At 71.1% G+C, this 20,055-nt stretch carries 17 protein-coding genes; 10 read left to right on the forward strand and 7 right to left on the reverse strand.

All coding sequences use genetic code 11. The features are described 5' to 3' along the window. Positions 1-57: 57 nt before the first annotated feature. Positions 58-1,299 carry a cytochrome P450 gene (locus tag ABZ808_RS01740; protein ID WP_356999455.1) on the reverse strand — a complete coding sequence of 414 codons (1,242 nt, stop codon included), beginning with the start codon at positions 1,297-1,299 and terminating at the stop codon, positions 58-60. 285 nt (positions 1,300-1,584) lie between these two features. Between ABZ808_RS01740 and ABZ808_RS01745 the strand changes: the two genes are divergently transcribed. Next, positions 1,585-2,769, forward strand: a complete 1,185-nt coding sequence (locus ABZ808_RS01745) for an acyltransferase (protein WP_356999458.1) — start codon at positions 1,585-1,587, stop codon at positions 2,767-2,769. A 128-nt stretch (positions 2,770-2,897) separates the two neighbouring features. On the opposite strand, the gene ABZ808_RS01750 is transcribed toward ABZ808_RS01745, so the two are convergent. From ABZ808_RS01750 to ABZ808_RS01760, 3 genes are all read right to left on the reverse strand, one after another. Next, positions 2,898-5,081 carry a molybdopterin-dependent oxidoreductase gene (locus ABZ808_RS01750; RefSeq protein WP_356999461.1) on the reverse strand — a complete coding sequence of 728 codons (2,184 nt, stop codon included), beginning with the start codon at positions 5,079-5,081 and terminating at the stop codon, positions 2,898-2,900. 174 nt (positions 5,082-5,255) lie between these two features. Beyond that, positions 5,256-6,371, reverse strand: a complete 1,116-nt coding sequence (locus tag ABZ808_RS01755) for an abortive infection protein (RefSeq protein WP_356999463.1) — start codon at positions 6,369-6,371, stop codon at positions 5,256-5,258. 33 nt (positions 6,372-6,404) lie between these two features. Continuing rightward, positions 6,405-7,616 (reverse strand): cytochrome P450, encoded by a 1,212-nt coding sequence (locus ABZ808_RS01760; RefSeq protein WP_357002694.1) that lies wholly within the window; start codon positions 7,614-7,616, stop codon positions 6,405-6,407. A 342-nt stretch (positions 7,617-7,958) separates the two neighbouring features. Here ABZ808_RS01760 and ABZ808_RS01765 point away from each other — a divergent pair, with 342 nt between their 5' ends. From ABZ808_RS01765 to rfbH, 4 genes are all read left to right on the forward strand, one after another. Then, on the forward strand, positions 7,959-9,368 hold the full coding sequence (locus ABZ808_RS01765) for a nucleotide disphospho-sugar-binding domain-containing protein (protein ID WP_356999466.1): 1,410 nt from the start codon (positions 7,959-7,961) through the stop codon (positions 9,366-9,368). A 170-nt stretch (positions 9,369-9,538) separates the two neighbouring features. Continuing rightward, on the forward strand, positions 9,539-10,561 hold the full coding sequence (locus tag ABZ808_RS01770) for an alcohol dehydrogenase catalytic domain-containing protein (RefSeq protein ID WP_356999468.1): 1,023 nt from the start codon (positions 9,539-9,541) through the stop codon (positions 10,559-10,561). A 247-nt stretch (positions 10,562-10,808) separates the two neighbouring features. Next, positions 10,809-11,351: a TIGR03086 family metal-binding protein gene (locus ABZ808_RS01775; protein WP_356999475.1), complete on the forward strand. Its 543-nt coding sequence runs from the start codon at positions 10,809-10,811 to the stop codon at positions 11,349-11,351. Positions 11,352-11,470: 119 nt separating this feature from the next. Continuing rightward, complete coding sequence (rfbH, locus tag ABZ808_RS01780; protein ID WP_356999478.1) at positions 11,471-12,772, forward strand: lipopolysaccharide biosynthesis protein RfbH; 1,302 nt, start codon at positions 11,471-11,473, stop codon at positions 12,770-12,772. Between the two features lie 3 nt (positions 12,773-12,775). Here rfbH and ABZ808_RS01785 read toward each other — a convergent pair whose 3' ends face one another. Continuing rightward, positions 12,776-13,699: an NAD-dependent epimerase/dehydratase gene (locus ABZ808_RS01785; protein WP_356999481.1), complete on the reverse strand. Its 924-nt coding sequence runs from the start codon at positions 13,697-13,699 to the stop codon at positions 12,776-12,778. A gap of 302 nt (positions 13,700-14,001) precedes the next feature. On the opposite strand from ABZ808_RS01785, the gene ABZ808_RS01790 reads away from it, so the two are divergent. Further along, positions 14,002-14,829: an AfsR/SARP family transcriptional regulator gene (locus ABZ808_RS01790; RefSeq protein WP_356999484.1), complete on the forward strand. Its 828-nt coding sequence runs from the start codon at positions 14,002-14,004 to the stop codon at positions 14,827-14,829. Between the two features lie 164 nt (positions 14,830-14,993). After that, positions 14,994-17,159 (forward strand): peroxidase family protein, encoded by a 2,166-nt coding sequence (locus ABZ808_RS01795; RefSeq protein WP_356999486.1) that lies wholly within the window; start codon positions 14,994-14,996, stop codon positions 17,157-17,159. Between the two features lie 69 nt (positions 17,160-17,228). On the opposite strand, the gene ABZ808_RS01800 is transcribed toward ABZ808_RS01795, so the two are convergent. Next, positions 17,229-17,936, reverse strand: coding sequence for a transcriptional regulator (locus ABZ808_RS01800; protein ID WP_357002696.1), 708 nt, complete (start codon positions 17,934-17,936; stop codon positions 17,229-17,231). A gap of 17 nt (positions 17,937-17,953) precedes the next feature. On the opposite strand from ABZ808_RS01800, the gene ABZ808_RS01805 reads away from it, so the two are divergent. Next, on the forward strand, positions 17,954-18,130 hold the full coding sequence (locus ABZ808_RS01805) for a hypothetical protein (RefSeq protein WP_356999489.1): 177 nt from the start codon (positions 17,954-17,956) through the stop codon (positions 18,128-18,130). An 80-nt stretch (positions 18,131-18,210) separates the two neighbouring features. On the opposite strand, the gene ABZ808_RS01810 is transcribed toward ABZ808_RS01805, so the two are convergent. Continuing rightward, entirely contained in the window at positions 18,211-18,519 is a 309-nt protein-coding gene (locus ABZ808_RS01810; RefSeq protein WP_356999491.1) for a hypothetical protein, read from the reverse strand. A gap of 299 nt (positions 18,520-18,818) precedes the next feature. Between ABZ808_RS01810 and ABZ808_RS01815 the strand changes: the two genes are divergently transcribed. Both ABZ808_RS01815 and ABZ808_RS01820 read left to right on the forward strand, forming a co-directional pair. Beyond that, positions 18,819-19,400, forward strand: a complete 582-nt coding sequence (locus tag ABZ808_RS01815) for a hypothetical protein (protein ID WP_356999494.1) — start codon at positions 18,819-18,821, stop codon at positions 19,398-19,400. Between the two features lie 10 nt (positions 19,401-19,410). After that, positions 19,411-20,022 carry a copper resistance CopC family protein gene (locus tag ABZ808_RS01820; RefSeq protein WP_356999497.1) on the forward strand — a complete coding sequence of 204 codons (612 nt, stop codon included), beginning with the start codon at positions 19,411-19,413 and terminating at the stop codon, positions 20,020-20,022. The last annotated feature ends 33 nt before the right edge of the window (positions 20,023-20,055 follow it).

Here is a 20,055-nt window from a genome sequence, read left to right on the forward strand (position 1 = left end):
GACTGCGGCGGGATGGGCAGGGCGCCGGAGGGTCCTCCGGCGCCCGGGCGGCGCGGTTCACCAGACGACGGGCAGGCAGGCCAGGCGCTCGACGTCCCCGCTCTGGAAGGTGGGGATCTGCGCGGCCGGCACCGCGAGTCGCAGGTTGGGCAGCCGCCGTACCAGCGCGCGGAACGCGATGTCCAGCTCCAACCGGGCCAGGTTGTGCCCCAGGCAGTGGTGGATGCCGAAACTGAAGGCGAGGTGGTTCGACGGCGGCCGGGTGACGTCCAGGGTTCCGGGGTGGCTGGTGACGCTCGGGTCGAGGTTCGCCCCGGCGAAGCTGACCAGGATGCCGTCCCCGGCCCGGATGACGTGGCCGCCGATCTCGATGTCCTCGGTGGCCACCCGGGCGAGCTGCTCCACCAGCGAGATGTGGCGCAGCATCTCCTCGACCGCTCCGGGCACCAGGTCGGGATCGGCCACCAGACGCTGGTACTGGCCCGGGTTCTCCAGCAGGGCGAGGGTGCCCAGCCCGATGATGCTCGACGTGGTGATGGTGCCGGCGACCAGGATCGCCATCGCGAAGGAGACCAGCTCCTTGGGGGTCAGGGTGCCCTTGGAGACCTGACTGGCGATCAGGTCGTCGATCAGGCCGGTGGCCGGTTGCGACCGCCGCGTCTCGACCAGGCCGGTCAGGTACGTGGTCAGCCACTCCATCGCCTCGTCGGCACGCTCCGGCTCGAACAGGTCGCGGGTCAGCGGCTCGAAGATGGCGCGGTCGGCGTACGGCACTCCGAGGTAGGCGCAGACCACCCGGGTCGGCACCGGGGTGGAGAAGGTGGACACCAGGTCGCCCGGAGGTCCCTCGTCGAGCAGGGCGTCCAGGCACTCCTCGACGATGCGTTCGATCTCCGGGCGCAGCACCGCCACCCGCCGTACGGTGAAGCGCGGCACGAGCATCTGCCGCTGCCGGGTGTGCTCCGGCGGGTCCACCCCGAACAGGGCGCCGGCGAAGCCGCCCTCCTCCTCCTTGGCCATCTCCCGGGTCGCCCGCATCCGGGTGTGGCGCTCGTCCATCACCGGATAGTTGGGGAAGTCCGAGCGGTTGGAGACCCGGCGGTCGGCGAGCAGGGCGCGGGCCTCCGCCGGCCCGGTGATGAACCAGGCGACCTTGCCGTCGTAGAGCCGCACCTTCGAGACCGGTCCGGGCTCACGAAGGCGGGCGGTCTCCGGCGACGGGTGGTACGGGCACTCCCGGGGGATCGGGTAGCTGGGCAGTTCCGACGAGCCCGGCTCCGATGTGGTCTTCGTAGGCACGGCCATGGCCACCTCTCGAACGGAAAGTGGAACCGTCGTCCTGTGGACGGCACGGTCTGCTGCTGACAGGACACTGTCAACCGTCTCTTTCCGTGGCTGGCCTGCGCATCCTCCCGATTGCGATGGGCGCTGCGGCGGCCCGGTCCGGTCGGGTGCCACGCGTCCGCAGATCCGCATTTCCGGAGAACTGGCGGGGGATCCACGTTGCTAGATTGCCGGCAACGCAAATGGCAGTCGTGTCTGCCGTGTACATAGATCTGGCGCCCGGAGAGGACGGCCGCGAAAATGACAGCGATAGACGAGGCGTCGACACAGGCTAAGGAGTCCGTTCCGACGAGACTTCCGTCCCTGACCGCACTGCGCATCATCGCCGCGAGTCTGGTGTTCATCGGGCACGGGCTGATCTTCCCGTTGTTCCGCAACGAAGACGTCAACGAGGTGTACGGCATCATCGCCCACAACACCGGGTCGGTCGGCGTCGCCTTCTTCTTCGTACTCAGCGGATTTGTCCTCACCTGGTCGGCCCGGTCGAGCGACTCCACCGGGGCGTTCTACCGCCGACGTTTCTTCAAGATTTTTCCGAATCACGTGGTGGTCTATCTCGGCGTGCTGGCATTGATGCTGATCGCCGGACTGCCGGTCATGCTCGGGCCGACCCTGGCCAGCCTCCCGCTCATCCAGGGCTTCCTGCCGGATCCGAACTACCACCTGTTCGCGGTCAACGGCGTCACCTGGTCGCTCTCGGTCGAGCTGCTCTTCTACGCGCTCTTCCCGCTGCTGCTGCCGCTGGTGAACCGGATCCGGCCGCAGCGGCTCTGGCTCACCGCCGGGCTGTTCACCGCCGGAGCCATGCTGCTGCCGGTGATTGCCCGCGCGGCGCTGCCGGACGGGCCGCTGAGCCCGATGTCGACCACGCTGAGCTGGACGGAGCAGTGGTTCGTCTACTTCTTCCCGCCGGCGCGGCTGTTCGAGTTCCTGGTCGGCATGGTGATGGCCCGGATCCTGATCTCGGGTCGCTGGATCGGCCTGCGCACCGTGCTGCCGACGCTGCTCCTGGTCGTGGTCTACGTGGCGACCATCCCGCTGAGCCTCATGGACGGCTACCAGTCGGTGCTGCTCGTGCCCATGGCACTGCTGATCACCGCCGCCGCGGCGGGTGACGTGGCGGGGCGCCGCTCGCTGTTGAACAACGGGCCGATGGTCTGGCTCGGCGAGATCTCCTACGCGTTCTTCCTGGTCCACGTGCACGTCCTGTTCCTGCTGCACGCGGCGGTCAACGGCCAGCTCGGCGTGCGGGCGGCGTACCAGCCGTACCAGTTCGACACGTTCACCGGCATCGCCTTCCTGATCGGCGTCTACCTGGTCTGCATCCTCGTCTCCTGGGTGCTCTACACCCTCGTGGAACGGCCCGCGATGCGGCTCTTCGCGTACCCCCGGCGTGACGCGCGGGCGCCGTCCGTGCCCCGCTGACCCCGCCGCCGGCCCCGGCCGGCCGGTGGAGGATCCCCGGTGGGTGGCAGCGTCGCCACCCCGCCGGGGATCCGGCCGTCGACGGCGCCCCCCGCCCGGATCGGGCGGGGGGCGCCGTGTCGTGCTGGTCAGTCCGCGGGAGCCGGCGCGGGCGCGACAGTCACCGGAACGCCGCTGAACACCGCGTTACCGGAGAGCACGTCCACGACCCTCTCGTCGGTCAGGGCGTTCGCGTTGACGCCCGGGTCGCGGGCTGCCAGCCGCTGGCCGGTACGGCGATGCCCCCAGCCGTGCGGCAGGCTCACCACGCCGGCCATGACCGTGTCGTTCGGCTCCACCGGCACGACGACCTCGCCGGTGGCGGACCGGACGACGGCGTGCCCGCCAAGGCCGAGCCGGGTGACATCGGCCGGGTTGACGTGCAGCGTGCACCGGTTGCTGCCGCCCGTCAGCGAGGCCGTGTTGTGCAGCCAGCTGTTGTTCGAGCGCAGCTGACGCCGGCCGACGAGGAGGAACTCCGGCTGCGGCCCGGCGAAGCGGGTCCGCAGTCGCTCCACGTCCGCCGCCAACGGCGGCGGGGCCAGCTCGACCCGCCCCGACGCGGTGCGCAGCAACTCCGGCAGGCGCGGCTCCAACGGCCCCAGGTCGATGCCGTGCGGATTGGCCCTTAGCTTCTCCAGCGACAGGTCGTACGGGCCGAGCCGCAGCATCGCGTCGAGCATCAGCTCCGGACCGCTGTCGCCGGTCAGCTCGGCGCGCAGCTGCGCCACGTCCGCGCCGGCCAGCGGCGAGCCCGGCGCGGACGTACCGCCGCGCAGCACCGCGTCGAGGATCGCCTCGTCGGCCAGCGCCGGGTCGGCGTCGGCACCCTGACCGGTGATGATCAGCAGCAGCCGGGCCATGATCTCGGCCTCCGACGGCTGGCCCGGTGCCAGCGGCAGGATCTGCGGCGAGAACCGGGTGTAGTTGCGCACCGTCACGATCAACAGCAGGAAGTCGTAGTGCGGCATCTGCAGGATCCGGGGCGGTGGCAGGATGACGTCCGCGTGCCGGGTGGTCTCGTTGAGGTACGGGTCGATCGCGACCATGAAGTCCAGGTCGGGCAGCGACTGGTCCAGTCGTGGCCCGTTCGGCGCCGAGAGCACCAGGTTGCCGGCGATGCAGACGAACGCGCGGATCTGACCCTCGCCCGGGGTGTCGATCTCGTCGGCGAGGGTCGCCACCGGGATCTCCCCGAGCACCTCCGGCAGCTTGCGGACCCGGCTGTGCCACCGTCCCGTCGTGAACGGCTGCCCGGTGCGGAAGATCTCCAGCGCGGCCGTCCGGGTGAACATCACCCCGCCGGGGCGATCGAAGTTGCCGGTGAGGATGTTCACCACGTCGACCAGCCACTGGGCCAGGGTGCCGAACTCCACCGTGGACGTACCCACCCTGGTGTAGACCGCGGCGGTGGGCGCGGCGGCCAGGTCGCGGGCGATCCGCCGGATGTCGGCGGCGGCGACCCCGCAGACTGGCGCCACCGCCTCCGGGCTGAACTCGTCGGCCAGGGCGCGCATCTCGTCGAGCCCTTCCACCTCCACGTCGACGCGGGTCAGCCCCTCGGTGAAGAGGGTGTGGACGATCCCGAGGAGCAGGAACGCGTCGGTGCCGGGACGGACCGGCAGGTGCTCGTCGGCGAACGCCGCGGTTCGGGTCCGTCGCGGGTCGACCACGACAATCCGGCCGCCCCGGGCCCGCAGCGCCCGCAGCCGGCTGGCGAAGTCCGGCGCGGCGCAGAGCGACCCGTGTGACTCCAACGGGTTCGCCCCGATGATCAGCAGGTGGTCGGTCCGGTCCACGTCGGGCACCGCGATGGCGAACGGGTCGCCGAACATGTAGCCGGTCGAGACGTGCTTCGGGATCTGGTCGATCGTGCTGGCGGAGAAGACGTTGCGGCTGCCGAGGGCCTGGGTCATCGGCTCGCGGTACATGAAGCCCGCCATGGTGTGGTACGTCGGGTTGCCGAAGTACACGGCGAGCGCCTCGCGGCCGTGCTTCGCGATCACCCCGCTGAGGCCCTCGTCGACCCGGCGGAAGGCCTCTTCCCAGCTCACCTCCCGCCACTGGTCTCCATCGCGGACCATCGGCGTGCGCAGCCGGTCCGGGTCCTCGTCGAGTCGGCCGAGGCTGGCCCCCTTCGGGCAGACGTACCCGCCGCTGAACGGGTCGTCGGGGTCACCCCGGACGGAGGTGACGTGGTCCTGGTCGTCGAGGGTGAGCCGCAGGCCGCAGACGGCGTCGCAGATCGGGCAGGTCCGGTGGACGGTTCGCATGGTGCTCCTGGGGATCGGGCCCAGCGCCGACGTTGGCACGCGGGACGGGACCTGACCCCTCCCGCCGGCTGGCCGGGGGACCTCGGAGGGTCCCCCGGCCGGGTGCCGACGCGGGCGCGGCGGGCTGCGGTGACGGTGGGTGTCGGGCCGGACGGCGATGGCCCGGCCGGAGGTTCAGCGGCGGGCCGCCTGGAAGCCGAGGTGCGCGTAGTGGTCGGCGATGGCGTGGAAGGACTCCTTCGGTTCGATCCGGTAGGTCGACGCCGAGTCGGCGAAGTCGTTCCGGATCGTCTTGACGATCGCCATGCTGGCGGTGTCCAGGTCGAGGCGGGGATCGTCGGCGTGCGGGTGGGTCGGGTGGATGAACTCCGAGATCCAGACACCGTTGACACCGGCCTGCTCGAACAGCTCGAACATCCGCAGGTGGTACGCCGCCTGACGACCCTCGTCACGGATCACGCCGTCGAACACGAGCGGCGTGGCGCCGGACCGGTCCACCACGTCCCAGAAGAAGAAGGCCTTCTCCTCCGCGCCCTGGTAGGTGGCGGTGCCGAACTCGGCGACCTGGATGGGCAGCCCCCAACGTCGGTAGCCGTCGAGCACCGCCCGGTGCTGCTCCGGCGTGTGGTGGGTGGGCAGGTACTGCCACATCAGCCCGATCCGGTCGAACAGCGACCAGTCGACCTGCTCGAAGGGCGCGGCCGAATAGCTGACCGGCCCGGCGAACGACTGCTGGGCCACCTTGCTGGCCCGGGCCAGGAACTCGTTGAGCCGCGGCGACGCCTCCGCGAAGTCGATCTGACCGGTCGGGTGCAGCAGGTGATGGTCGGCGTCCGCGTACGCGTTGGCCATTCGCTGGTGGTACTGCTCGCCGTCGGTGATGCCGGGGGTGAACAGCAGGTGCACCGCGCCGACGGTCAGGTCGATCCGGGCGTCCTGCTGACGCAGCGACTCGGCCAGCCGGGCGGCCTCGGCGAGGTGGTCCAGCACCTCGTTCTGCGGCCGGTCCACCAGCCGGGGCTGCAACCGTACGTGCAGGTCCCGCTCGACGGCGGCCTCCGCGGTCTCCCGCAGCCGCTCCAGGTCGGTGCCGTAGATCGTGATGGAGTTGCAGTTGAGCTGATCGCTGATCAGGCTCAACTCCTCCAGCATCTGGCGTCTGCTCCACGCCATCCGGGACAGGTCGCCCTGACCGGTGGCGAAGTTCGTGCCGGTGTCGTAGGCGACGCCGCGATACTCCAGGGCCTCGCCGGTCGCGTCACCGGCATGGTCGGTGCGGGGCTGTGCCATGCTGCTCCTTCGCCTCGTAGCCGTCGGGGCTGGTCACCACTGCACGGGCAACTCGTACAGCCGCTGCAGGGTGCCGTCGTTGTTGTTGCTGGGCAGGTTGTCGAGCGGGACCGCCGCGCGCAGGTTGGGCATCCGCTCGACGAGCGTCTTGAAGGCGATCTCCAGCTCCAACCGGGCGAGGTTGTCGCCGGGGCAGCGGTGGATGCCGTGGCTGAACGAGAAGCTGGGCTTGGCGGACCGGCGGATGTCGAACGTGTCCGGCTCCTGGACGTGCGCCGGGTCGAAGTTGACCCCGGCGCAGCTGATCAGGATCCCCTCGCCGCTGCGGATCACGTTGCCGTCGCCCAGGTCGATGTCCTCCACCGCGACCCGGGCAAAGGCCTCGACGAGGGAGACGTAGCGCAGGATCTCCTCGACGGCGGCGGGCACGATCTCCGGGTCGGCCCGCAGCGCCTCCCACTGCTCGGGGTTGTCCAGCAGCGCCATCGTGCCCAGTGAGATCACGTTGGTGGTGGTGTCGGTGCCGGCCACCAACATCGCCATGGCGATGTGCACCAACTCCGAGCGGGTCAGCTCACCGGTGTGCAGGTGGTTGGCGATCAGGTCGTCGAGCAGACCGACGGCCCCGGCGCCCGGGTCGTTCTCCTTCTTCTGGATCAGCCGGTCGAGGTACTCGCCCAGTTCGGTGGTGGCCTCATCGGCCAACTCCGGCACGAAGAGCTTGTGCGCGGGTGTCTCGAAGTCCTCGTGCTCGTCGTACGGCACGCCGAGCACGGTGCTCATCACCATCGAGGGCACCGGCTGGGCGAACATGCTCACCAGGTCCGCCGGAGCGCCGTGGCGCATCATGTCGTCCAGCTTCTCGTCGACGATGCGCTGGATGTCCTCGCGCAGCAGCGCGGTACGCCGCAGCGTGAAACTCGGCATGATCATCGAGCGTTGCTTGGTGTGCTCCGGCGGGTCCACCCCGAACAGCACGTCCGCGTAGCCGCTGTCGACGACCTTCTCGAACTCCTCGTTCAGCAGCGGATAGTTGCCGTGGTACGGGCGGATCGACACCCGCCGGTAGTCGGAGAGCACCGCCCTGGCCTGCGCCGCTCCGGTGACCAACCAGGCAATACGTCCGTTGTAGAGCTTGACCTTGGTCATCGGGCTGTCCGCTCGCAGGCCGACGTGTCGGGCTGACGGCCGGTACGGGCATTCCCGGGGGATCGGGAAGGCCGGCGTGTCGACGGCTTCGGTCATCGCCATGGGTCACCCCTCACTGCCCACGGGTCGCCGCACGCGTGTTGGCACACATGTCGCCCGCAGGATCCGATGTCGTCCGGCGCTCATCGTCCAACCGTCCGCGAACGGGCAGCAACCTCCCGATTGCCCACCGTGAACAGGGCGGGCCGCCGGCCGGACGAACCGGTGCGGGCCTGCGCACTACAGGAGAAGCCGGGCCGGCCCGGTGTCGGCATCCTGATCACCAGGCCGGCGACCGCCGTGCCGGTGCCGGCACGGCGTCCACGCCTGCCCGAGCGGGTGCGCCGTGCCCGGGACGCCGAGGACCGACAGCCACCCCGCGTGCCCAAGGAGGACCCCGTGCGTGTCTTGATAACCGTCTATCCCGCCGTGGCGCATCTGTACCCCGTGGTGCCGTACGCCTGGGCGTTGCAGAGCGCCGGGCACGAGGTCCGGGTCGCGTCCCACGCCGGCTTCGCCGACACCATCGCCAGCACCGGCCTGGTCCCGGTCGCGCTGGGCGACGCCGGGTCGCCCGAGCCACGGCTGCGCGACGACGCCCGCCAGCCCCCGACGCCGGAGGACGTCAACGCGTACGCGCGGGCCCTGGGCCTGAGCCCGGAGGAGCGCGAGCACTGGATCGCCTTCTACCAGTGGAACCTCAACCCGGCCTCGGACTACGTCCGCGCCGACCTGCCCGACGCGCCGGATCTGGTCGAGTTCGCTCGCGCCTGGCGTCCGGACCTGGTGCTGTGGGATCTGGTCTTCCCGGCGGGCGCGGTGGCGGCGCGGGCCGCCGGCGCGGCACACGGCCGGCTGCTCGGCAGCAACCTGGACTACTTCGCGTTCAGCCAGGAGCGGCTGGCCACGCACCGGGACGCCGTGCGCGACGCCGGGCTCGCCACCGACCCGCTGGGCGACCTGGTCCGCCCGCTCGCCGAGCGGTACGGGATGACCGTCGACGACGAACTCCTTCTCGGACAGTTCACCGTCGACCCGCTGCCCAAGGGGCTCAGCCTCTCCACCGCCACGACGAAGGTGGCGGTTCGCAAGGTCCCCTACACCGGCGCGTCGGTCTTCCCGCGCTGGCTGTACGCCCGGCCGCAGGGGCGGCCCCGGGTCGCGTTGTCGCTCGGCGAGTCCACCCGCCGCTACGTCGCTGGCGACTGGGGTCGTACGCCCAAGTTGCTGGCCGCCCTGGCCGAACTCGACGTCGAGGTGGTCGCCACGCTCAGCCCGCTGCAACTGGAGGCCGTGGGCACGTTGCCGGACAACGTGCGGGCGATCGAGTGGGTGCCGCTGACCCAGTTGCTGCCCACCTGCGATGTTCTCGTGCACCACGGTGGCATGGGGACGCTCAGCTCCGCCGTCGCCGCGGGCATCCCGCAACTGGTCTGCGACACCGACGACTCGCTGTTGTTCCGCCCCGCGTCGGCCGCCCCGGCCGAGGTCGACAGCGGCACCTACCGGGTCGGCCGGGAGTTCGGAACCGAGACCGGGCAGGCGGCCGAGGAGGCGGCCGGTTGGCTGCACCCGGAGAAGAACCTGCTGGCCACGCCCTGCGCCAGCTACGTCACCGACCAGGGCGCCGGGGTCCGGCTCGACCACCAGAAGCAGTCGGTCGAGGAGATTCGGGCGGAGATCCACCGGGTGCTCTCCGAGCCGGCCTTCCGGGAGGCCGCGACCAGGCTGCGCGACACCTGGCAGGCGATTCCCAGCCCCGCCGAGATCGTTCCGGCGCTGGTGGCGTTGGCCGAGCGTCGGCCCTGACCGGCCGTCGCCGCGATGCGGCAATCGCGAGGATGTAGCGCCGGTCGGGGCGGGGCGAGCATGCAGGGACGGCGCGGGCGGACGATCGTCCGCCCGCGCTGCCGGTCTGACGCCGTGGCGTCCGGACGGAACCGATTTCGAGTCGTGCACAGGACGGGTGGTGGTTGGTGATGAGAGCGGCGGTTGTGCCGGGAGTCGACGTTGCCTGGGAGTTGCGTGAGGTGGCGAACCCCGAGCCGGGTCCCGGTGAGGTTCTCGTTCGCGTACGGGCCTGCGGGGTGTGCGTCAACGACGTACTGGCCACCCGGGGGATGCTGCCCTTCCCGGCGATCGAGCCGGCCGTCACCGGGCACGAGCCGGTCGGCGAGGTGGTCGACGTGGGTGCGGGGGTGACGAGCCGGCGTCCCGGTGACCGGGTCGGTGTGACCTGGGTACGGTCCGGCTGCGGCCGGTGTGACTACTGCCTGCGGGGCCTGCCGGTGACCGGGCAGACCGCACTGAACTGCCCCGCGCCGACGACCACCGGGTTCACCGCACCCGGCGGGCACGCCGAGTACCTGGTGGCTGCCGCCGAGTCGACCGTGCTCCTGCCCGACGGGCTCGCCTGGGAGCTGGCCGCGCCGGTGATGTGCGCCGGTTACACCGCCTGGTCGGCGCTGCGCGCGGCGGAGCCCCGCCCGCACGACCGGGTGGCCGTGATCGGCATCGGCGGCCTCGGCCACCTGGCCCTGCAGTACGCGAAGGCGTGCGGGCACGAGACGATCGCGGTCACCGGCTCGGCGGACAAGCACGAGGCGGCCCGCCGGCTCGGCGCCGACCTGGTGGTCGCCGACGGGGACCAGTTGCGCGCCGCGGGCGGTGCCGACGTGGTCCTCCTCACCGCCCCGTCGCACCGGGCGGCCGCCGCCTGCCTCGCCGGGCTGCGGGTGCAGGGACGGATGGTGCTGGCCGGCATCGACGGCGTCGAGCCGTTCACCATCCCGCCGGCCATGGCCTACCCGTTCTTCGCGCAGGGGCAGCGGATCACCGGCGCCACCCATGGTGGACCCCACCTGCTGCGGGAGGCACTGGACCTGGTCGCGGCGGGCAAGGTCACCCCGTGGGTGGAGACGTTCGAGGCGCACCGGGTGGCCGAGGCCGTCGACCGCGTCGCCAAGGGTGAGGTGCGGTTCCGCGCCGTCGTCGAGTACTGACCGCCGCAGGATCGCAGGGGAGAGCCGCCGGGCAAATCGGTGGACGACACGCCGAACCGGGCTTTCTGCCGATGATTTTCCCGCCTGCCGAGCGTCGTACAGGTAGTGCCCCGGTGCCGCCAGGACTGGCGTCCGCCGGGGCCACCTGACGTCGAGTGGCAGGAGAGCGGTTATGTCAACGGTCAAGCCTGGACGGACAGCTGATCCGTCGGTGCGTGGTGCGGGGCTCACGGCGGAGGAGCAAGCCGTGGCCGACCGGTTCGCCCGGCTCGGCGCGCAGTTCGCCGACCGGGTCGCCGCGGTCGGAGCGGACGCGTGGTCGGGGCCGACGCCCTGCACCGAGTGGACCGTGCGTGACCTCGTCGCGCACGTCGTCGAGATGAGCGAGATCCACCTCAGCATGGTCGACCTGCCGGTGCCGGAGGGCCCCGGCGTGGACGTCGACCCGTACAAGGCGTTCGTGCGGGTGCGGGACCAGATCGAAACCAGCCTGAACGACCCCGAGCAGGCCCGCGCGGAGTTCGACGGGCGGTTCGGCCTGCGCACCTTCTCCCAGGCGATCGACAGCGCGGTCTCCACCGAGCTGGTCGTGCACGGCTGGGACCTGGCCCGCGCCACAGGCCAGGACGAGCGGATCGACCAGGCTGACATCGACAAGGCGTGGGAGTCGCTGCGGATGGTCGGCGAGGAGGTGGTGCGCAGCCGCATGGTCAGCGGACCCGCCCTCGAGCCCCCGCCCGGTGCGGATGAGCAGACCAAGCTGTTGGCGTACCTGGGGCGCCGCGCCTGACGGGCCGCACCGCCGGCCGGGACGGTCCGGCCGGCGGTGCCTCCACCGTTCCTCGACGGATCCTCGACCGGTGCCGCTGACCATGGGCGTACCGATCGTGGAGCGGAGAGGGTGCGAACATGACGTCGCTGAAGGATCTGGTGCTCGAACAGACCCGCAAATACCACCGCGAACAGGAGTCGACAGACTTCGTGCCCGGGGTGACCCCGATCCTGTCGTCGGGGGCGGTGCTCGACGAGGACGACCGCGCCGCCTTCGTGGAGGCCGCACTGGACATGCGGATCGCCGCCGGGATCAGCGCGCGGCGCTTCGAGAGCGCGTTCGCCGCCTACTACAAGCTGCGCAAGGCGCACCTGGTCAACTCGGGCTCGTCGGCGAACCTGCTCGCGCTGACCGCGCTGACCTCCCCGAAGCTCGGTGAGGCACGGCTGGGGCCCGGCGACGAGGTGATCACGGTGGCCGCCGGCTTCCCGACCACGGTCAACCCGATCCTGCAGAACGGCCTGGTGCCGGTCTTCGTCGACGTGGAGCTGGGCACCTACAACACCACCGCCGAGCGGGTCGCCGAGGCGATCTCGCCGCGCACCCGGGCGATCATGATCGCGCACACCCTGGGCAACCCGTTCCCCGTCGCGGAGATCGCCGACCTGGCCACCGAGCACGATCTGTACCTCGTCGAGGACAACTGCGACGCGGTCGGTTCGACGTACCGTGGCCGACTGACCGGCACCTTCGGCGACCTCACCACGGTGAGCTTCTACCCGGCGCACCACATCACCGCCGGCGAGGGGGGCTGCGTGTTGACCGGCAGCCTGGAGTTGGCCCGCATCGTCGAGTCGCTGCGGGACTGGGGCCGGGACTGCTGGTGCGAGCCCGGCACCGACAACACCTGCCTCAAGCGGTTCGACTACCAGTTGGGCACCCTGCCCGCCGGCTACGACCACAAGTACGTCTACTCGCACGTCGGCTACAACCTGAAGGCCACCGACCCGCAGGCCGCGCTCGTGCTCAGTCAGTTGCGCCGGCTCCCGGAGTTCGTCGAGGCCCGGCGGCGCAACTTCCGCCACCTGTACGAGGGGCTGGCGGACCTGCCCGGCCTCCTGCTGCCGGAGGCGACCCCGGGCAGCGACCCGAGCTGGTTCGGCTTCCCGATCAGCGTGCGGCCCGAGGCCCCGTTCACCCGCCAGGAGTTGGTGGCGTGCCTGGAGGACCGGAAGATCGGCACCCGCCGGCTCTTCGCCGGCAACCTGACCCGGCACCCGGCGTACCAGGACGTGCCGTGCCGCATCGTGGGGGACCTGGCCAACTCGGACTTCGTCACCGAGCACACCTTCTGGATCGGCGTGTACCCCGGCATCACGCTGGAGATGGCCGACTTCGTCATCGACACCGTCCGCACCTTCGTGACCGGGCGGCACTGACGCTCAGCCCTGCTCCCACAGGGCCTCGATCGACTCCCGGACCCCGATGCGCGGGGTCCACCCCAGCAGGCGTTGGGCCTTGCGGATGTCGGCTCGCGTCCACGGGCCCCCGTTGCTGGGCACCGGGGCTTCGATCAGGGACACCGCCTCCGGTCGGATGCCGGACGTCGTCAGCAGGATCCGGACCAAATCCCGAACGTCCTCGGCGACGCCCCGCCCGATGTTGATCGCCTGCCCGGTGACCGGGGCACGGCCCGCCAGCACCACCGCCTCGGCCAGGTCGCGGGCGTCGACGAAGTCCCGGCGGGCCGCGGCGAGGCGTACCGTCAGCCCTTCCGGGCCGGCCCGTCGCAGCCGGTCGCGCAGCGCCCCCAGGAAGCTCGCGGGCGTGGTGTACGGGCCGTACACGTTTACCGCCCGCAGCACCACGGCGTCCACCGTGCCGGCCTGCGCCGCCCGGAGCACGATCCCGCTCCCGGCCCGTTTCACCCGACCGTAGGCGGTGTCCGGCCGGAGCTCGGCCGTCTCGCTGACGCTGGTGCCCTCGGCGACCACGCCGTACTCGTGAACCGAGCCGATGTGCACCAGCCGAGGCCGGGTCTCCATCGCGCCGAGGGCGGCGACGAGCCGGCGGACGAGCTGGACGTGGCTCCGCTTCAGCTCCTCGGCGCGTGCCCACCCGCCAGCGGCGTTGACCACTGTGTCCACGCCCTCGTCGGCGAGGATCCGGGCCAGGTCGGCGGGCGCGGTCGCGGCGATGTCGAGGGGGAGCAGAGCGGCGCCGACGTCGGGCAGCGGTGTCCGGGCGACGGCGAGGACCCGGTCGCCGCGCCGGGCGTACGCCGCGCAGACGGCACGCCCGACGCAGCCGGTCGCGCCCAGCACGGCGACCCGCGTCGGGCCGTCGGTGGTCGTCGCGTCGATCATCCCCACACCTCCGTACGGCCCTGCGTCAGGTGGCGGGACGGCAGCCGCCCCGCCGCCGCCGTGCCGGGCCGTGCGGGGCGGCGGCGGGGCTCGGGTACGTCGGCGGGGCCGACAGGTGGTGGCAGCGTAGGTCGTGCCGCTCGACGGCCGGTTGAACCTTGATCGAGGGCCGTCGAACGCGACGCGGAGGGCGGCGGGCACGGTAGAGGATGCGGACGCGACGTGCCGCCGATGACCATAAACATCCGCTCACGTCGACACGAGCAGGGGCGCGCGTGAAAGCTACGGATCAACCTATCGAGATGGCCGTGCTGGGACCAATGTCCGTACGCGTGCGGGGAGTCGACTGGACGCCGACGGCGCCGAAGGTACGCAACGTCCTCGCCGTGCTGATCGCGCACGCCGACCAGCTGGTGCCCGCGTCCTCGCTGAGTACCGAGCTGTGGGGGGACGACCCGCCAGCCAGCGCGTCGACGACCGTGCAGACGTACATCCTCAGCCTGCGCAAGCACCTCGCGGCCGCGACCGGCTGGCCCGTGGCGGCGGTCAGCACCGATCTCCTGGAGACCCGCACCGGCGGGTACCTGCTGCGTAGCCGTCTGACCGGCCTGGACCTGCGTCGGTACGAGCTGCTGGCCCTGCGGGGGCGGCAGGCGCTGGCCGACGGTGACGACGACCGGGCCGTGCGGCACCTGTCGGAGGCGTTGCGGCTGTGGCAGGGACGGGCGTTGGTGGACGTGTCCGTGGGCCGGCTGCTGGAGGCGCGACGCCGGCAGCTGGAGGAGTCCCGGCTGGTCACCCTGGAGTACCTGGTCGACGCCGAGCTGCGGCTGGGCATGCACCGCGAGGTGCTGACCGAGCTGGCCGCCCTGATCGTGGAGAACCCGCTGCACGAGGGGCTGCACGCGCAGTACATGTGGGCGCTGCACCTCAGTGGCCGGCGGGCGCAGGCGCTTGAGGTCTTCCACCGGGTGCGGGGCAACCTCGTCACCGAGTTGGGCCTCGAACCCGGTGCTCCGGTCCAGCGCCTGCACCAGGCGATCCTCAACGCCGACAACGACGTGGACGCCTGGTCGTCGCAGCGCAGGCCCTTCGTGGGGCCGCGTCCGTCCCCGGCCGGACGGCCGTGACAAACGGGTGATCGCCCCGCTCCGCAAGGCGGAAGAAGCATCCGTGTACGGGGGGCGACGACACTACCGGGGAGATCGACAGTTGCACGTGGCGCTCGGCGCCAGCGACGGGGTCGCCAGTCTCCGTCCCATCGTTTTCGTCAATTCAAGGGGAGGAGAGGGGCATGCGCGTAGTCGTATCCGGCCGACGTGGCCGGGCCCGATCAACCAGGGCGGCCCAGGCCGGGGTCGTCGCACTCGTGGTGGCTGCCGGGGTGGGGCTCAGCGGCCCGGCCCACGCCGGTGGCGGCTCGGACCGGGTCCTCGGTCTCTGGGAGGTGCAGAGCATCGACGGCTCCGGTAACAACCGGGCGAACCCCACCTGGGGCATGATCGACACCATCTACCCCCGGGTCGGGCCGGCCTGGTACGCCGACGGAATCAGCGAGATCGTCGACCTGCCGCCCGAGCGGTACGTCAGCAACCGGATCTTCAACGACACCGACGTGAACATCTACTCGCCGAACCAGGTGAGCCAGTGGGGCTTCGTGTGGGGCCAGTTCGTCGACCACTCCGTCGCCCAGCGGCTCGGCCGGCGCCTGGTCAGCCCTCCCGGCGAGACCCGCAACATCGTGTTCGACAACGCCGACCCGATGGAGTCGTTCCGCAACGACATCGGCATCGTCCCGTTCGACCGGTCCCGCCCGGCCGACAACACCGGCGTCACCACACCCCGGGACCAGATCAACACGGTCAGCTCCCAGCTCGACGCCGCCGCCGTCTACGGCAACAGCCACGACCGGCTGGACTGGATGCGCGAGGGCGTCGTCGACGGCAATCCGCGCAACAACAAGGCCAAGCTGCTGATGGCCGACGGTTATCTGCCCCGACGGGACGCCCGGGGGGACGCGTCCACGGCGCCGAACATGGTCGCCGGTGGGCAACTGTTCAACACCCCGGAGAAGGCGGCGGTCGCCGGTGACCAGCGAGCCAACGAGAACCCGGGGCTGCTGGCCATCCAGACGCTCTTCGCCCGGGAACACAACCGGATCGTCGCGCAGCTGCCGAAGTGGCTCTCCGAGCAGGACAGGTTCGAGATCGCCCGGGCGGTGGTCATCGCCGAGCAGCAGCACATCACCTACACCCAGTTCCTGCCGTCGCTCGGCGTCGAGCTGCCCCGCTACACCGGCTACAAGCCCGGGGTGGACCTCTCGGTGAGCAACGAGTTCGCGACCGTCGGATACCGCGCGCACAGCCAGATCCGCGGTGACTTCCGGCTTGAGGCCGAGGTCGGTCGGTACAGCCAGCAGACCCTCGACCGGTTGCGGGAGCTGGACGTCGAGGTGACCGTCCAGGGCAACACCGTCCGGCTGATGATTCCGTTCGGCGAGGACGCCTTCTTCAACCCCGACCTGCTGGAACTGATCCAACTCGGACCGATGCTGCACGGCGTCGGGCTGCGTCCGCAGACCCGCAACGACGAGCTGATCAGCAACATGCTGCGCAGCTTCCCGTTCTTCATCCCCGTGCCGGGCAACCCCAGTTGCTCGGACGACCCCGCACTGCCGGCCTGCCTGCCGGGCCGCAACGACCTGGGCTCGATCGACATCGCGCGCAGCCGCGACCACGGCATGCCGAGCTACAACGACATGCGGAGGGCCTACGGGCTGCCGGTCAAGCGGTCGTTCACCGCGATCACCGGGGAGCGGTCGGAGTCGTTCCCGGCCGACCCGAAGCTCACCCCCGGCGCGGAGATCGACGACCTGGACAGCCTGGACTTCACCGCCCTCTACAACGTCGCTGGGAAGAAGACCACGGTGGCGGCCGACGACGCCGTACGCGCCGAGCGTCGTACGCCGCTCGCGGCCCGACTCAAGGCCGTCTACGGCAGCGTCGACCGGCTCGACGCGTTCGTGGGCATGTCGGCCGAGCCGAACCTGCCCGGCAAGGAGTTCGGTGAGCTGCAACTGGCGATCTGGCGCAAGCAGTTCACCGCGATGCGCGACGGGGACCGGTTCTACTACGGCAACGACCCGCTGCTGCCGCTGATCCGGGCCGCGTTCAAGATTGACTACCGGAAGTCGCTCGGCGACATCATCGCCCTGAACACCGACGTTCCCCGATCAAAACTGTCGGCCGACGTGTTCCGTACGCCGCAGGGCCAGCACCGGTCCGTCCGTGCTCCCGGCGGCGAGAAGCTGCTGCCCGGCAGCGGGACGCGTGGTCTCGGCATCGGGAAGGCCGGCTCCGCGAAATCGTCGCCGGCCGTGCTGCTCCCGCCGGGCCTGGCGCCGAGCGGCTCGGGGGCGCGGGCACCCCGGCGCGGGTCGCGCCGTGACAACCGTCCATAACCGCTGACCGATCACGATCGGGCCGGGTGCGTCGCGCACCCGGCCCGATCCGCGGGCTCACCCGACGGGTCAGGTCGAGTCGGTGACGTTGTCCCGCGCCGACGCTTCGCGCGTCGGAGTGCCGCCGGAGGGCGTGCGGTCCGTCTGGTGCTGGGCCGTCAGGAGGGCGAGCAGGCGCAGGTTGTCGTGCGAGAGGCTTCCGGGGTCGGTGGTGTAGACGAACAGCGTCTGCTCCTCGTCGCCGGGCAGCGCCAGCGCCTCGTACCGGATGGTGATGGGGCCTACGGCGGGGTGGCGCATGTGCTTGGTGCCGTGCGTGCGCTCGTGCACGCGGTGGCCGTTCCACCAGGTGCGGAATTCCGGGCTCTTGATGGTCAGCTCGCCGACCAGTTCGTTGAGCTGGGGGTCGTCGGGGAACCGCCCGGCGTAGAGACGCAGGGTGCCGACCACCTCGGCCGCCACCGTCGGCCAGTTGAGAAAGGCGTCCCGGGCCGCCGGGTCGAGGAAGACCCACCGGGTGTAGTTGCGGTGCCGGGGCGGCAGGCGTGTCCAGTCGGTGAGCAGGGCGCGTGCCAGCACGTTCGAGGCGAGGACGTCCGTGCGGCGGCCGACGACGAAGGCCGGGTGGTCGACCATCGAGGCGATCATCTGTTGCAGTGCCGGCCGGACCCGCTGAGGCGGGGCCTGCTCGACGCGGCGCCGGGCCGGCCGAGCCAGGTCGGTGAGGTGGGCGCGGGCAGCCGCGTCGAGCCCGAAGACCCGCCCCAGCGCGTCCAGGACCGCTCGGTGACCCCGTGAAGGCCGCCGCCGCGATCATCACCATCGCCCGAGCCGGCACCGCGCCCCTGCACCAGGTCCTCGGCTCCGACTCGTACGCGCTGGCCACCGCCCAGGTCCAGAACCTCGTCACCGACCTCGAAGCCGGCCACGCCCTCGCCACCACCACCGACATCACCGAGGAGTCGAGGTGACGACGCCGCGTCGGTGAGTTCGCCGGAGCAGGCCGCCGGGGTGTGCGCGGCGAGCGCGCCCCGGCGGTCGGCCGGTGGTGTCAGGCGTCGGGTGGAAGAGGGTTCCGGCGCGAGACCGCCACCAGCAGAGCCGTCACCGCACCCCGGTTGTGCAGCGCCCGCAGCGGCAGAGCGGCCAGCCACAGCACGTCGCCGCACCCGACGGTCTGTCGCGTGCCGCTGACCGCCTCCAGCTCGACCTGGCCCTGCTCGATCACGACGATCGCGTCCCGCCAGTCGGCCTCGTCGTAGTCGAGTGCACCGCCCGGCGGCAGGGCCACCACCCGCATCCCCATGTCCGGCCCGAGTCGGGAGCGCAGGAAGGAGAACGGTCCCTCGCCATCGTCCATCAGCAGGCGGCACGCAGGCCGTACGCGCCGCGTGCGCAGGGGAGTGGGGATCGGGTCGCCTGAACCACTGTCACGTACCACTCCCCGGTCGTCTGTCGGCCTCGTGCCGTGCTTGCAGATATGACGGCCGGGGGCCGGAAAAGTCATCGCCTCCGTCGCGGGGTCGCCAGCGGAGCGCCGTTTTTGGGCCGTGAGCCCAAACCTGGTCGTCGAAAGTGCGCAACCGTGAAGAAGAGTGACGGCTCGGTGACGCCTAGTGTGTGTGCTGAGATATCCAGCCCCCTGGATGGAGTTGACACATGAGCGTGGCCAAGGAAAGCACCTCGCGTCGCGGGCTGATGGGTGCGATCAACGGACCGCACCATCGCACGGTCCTCTGGTTGTACATGGCCATCGTGCTCGCCCACTGGGCCGAGCATCTGGTGCAGGCCTTCCAGATCTGGGGGCTCGGATGGGCCCGCCCGCAGGCGCGTGGCGTCCTGGGCATGCCGTTCCCGTGGCTGGTCAGCTCGGAATGGCTGCACTACGCGTACGCGATCGTCATGCTGATCGGCTTGTTCGCCCTGCGTCCCGGATTCGTCGGCCGGGCGAAAACCTGGTGGACGATCGCTCTGGTGATCCAGTTCTGGCATCACATCGAGCACCTGCTGCTGCTGTTGCAGGTCCAGATGGGCTTCCTGCTGCCCGGCACGGCCGCCCCAACCAGCCTGGCGCAGCTCATCGTGCCCCGCGTCGAGCTGCACCTGTTCTACAACTCGGTCGTCTTCATCCCGATGCTGGTCGCGATGTACCTGCACCTGCGTCCGAACGACGACGAGCTGCGGCAGACGCAGTGCACCTGCGCCCCCACGGACCAGCGCCAGCTGACGTCCGTCGGCTGAGCGGGCCGTCTTGTCCGCCGCACGCCGTCGCACCCTGGCGGTCGCCACCGCCCTGGCCTCCGTCGGGGTCGCCGCCGTCGTCGGGGTCGCCGTCCGACAGTCCGGCAGCGAACCGGCTCGCGTGCTGGCGGTGACCCCGGCCGGCGACTCCGTGCTGGCGACCACGCCGGACGAGATCACCCTGCGGCTCTCGACCAGCGCCGACCCGGTGCTGTCGCACGTCACCGTCCGCGACAGCACCGGGGCCACGGTCAACGACGGGAAGGTCAGCACCGCCGGGGAGACCGGGTTACGCCAGCCGGTTCGCGTCACCCTGGCCGGTGACTACAGCGTCGCCTACCACGTCACCTTCACCAACGGGCAGGACGACAGCGGCGCGCTGCGGTTCAGTGTCGGCACCGGCACGGTGCCCCGCGACACCGGCGAGATCCTCGACGCCATCCCGGACAACGAGGGGCATGCCCACGGCATCGACCCGTTCGGCGCCACCCTGCTGGTCGCCGACGGCCTCGTGCTCATCGTCGTGCTCGTCCTGTTGCTGCGTCCCGCGCGCCGACGTCGCACCGTCGCGTCGGAGCCAGCGGAGCACGGATACGCGTCGGAGCCAGCGGACCGCGGATAGGCGCCGCTGACCGAGATCGGACGTTGTGTGACG

This window comes from Micromonospora sp. NPDC047527 (assembly GCF_040643015.1).
Classification (GTDB): domain Bacteria; phylum Actinomycetota; class Actinomycetes; order Mycobacteriales; family Micromonosporaceae; genus Micromonospora.

Bases quoted from the DNA above. Each gene is read 5' to 3' on its own strand.
- ABZ808_RS01745 (WP_356999458.1), top strand. From the start codon at position 1,585: ATGACAGCGATAGACGAGGCGTCGACACAGGCTAAGGAGTCCGTTCCG.
- ABZ808_RS01750 (WP_356999461.1), bottom strand. From the start codon at position 5,081: ATGCGAACCGTCCACCGGACCTGCCCGATCTGCGACGCCGTCTGCGGC.
- ABZ808_RS01755 (WP_356999463.1), bottom strand. From the start codon at position 6,371: ATGGCACAGCCCCGCACCGACCATGCCGGTGACGCGACCGGCGAGGCC.
- ABZ808_RS01760 (WP_357002694.1), bottom strand. From the start codon at position 7,616: ATGACCGAAGCCGTCGACACGCCGGCCTTCCCGATCCCCCGGGAATGC.
- ABZ808_RS01770 (WP_356999468.1), top strand. From the start codon at position 9,539: ATGAGAGCGGCGGTTGTGCCGGGAGTCGACGTTGCCTGGGAGTTGCGT.
- rfbH (WP_356999478.1), top strand. From the start codon at position 11,471: ATGACGTCGCTGAAGGATCTGGTGCTCGAACAGACCCGCAAATACCAC.
- ABZ808_RS01785 (WP_356999481.1), bottom strand. From the start codon at position 13,699: ATGATCGACGCGACGACCACCGACGGCCCGACGCGGGTCGCCGTGCTG.
- ABZ808_RS01790 (WP_356999484.1), top strand. From the start codon at position 14,002: ATGGCCGTGCTGGGACCAATGTCCGTACGCGTGCGGGGAGTCGACTGG.
- ABZ808_RS01795 (WP_356999486.1), top strand. From the start codon at position 14,994: ATGCGCGTAGTCGTATCCGGCCGACGTGGCCGGGCCCGATCAACCAGG.
- ABZ808_RS01810 (WP_356999491.1), bottom strand. From the start codon at position 18,519: ATGGACGATGGCGAGGGACCGTTCTCCTTCCTGCGCTCCCGACTCGGG.
- ABZ808_RS01815 (WP_356999494.1), top strand. From the start codon at position 18,819: ATGAGCGTGGCCAAGGAAAGCACCTCGCGTCGCGGGCTGATGGGTGCG.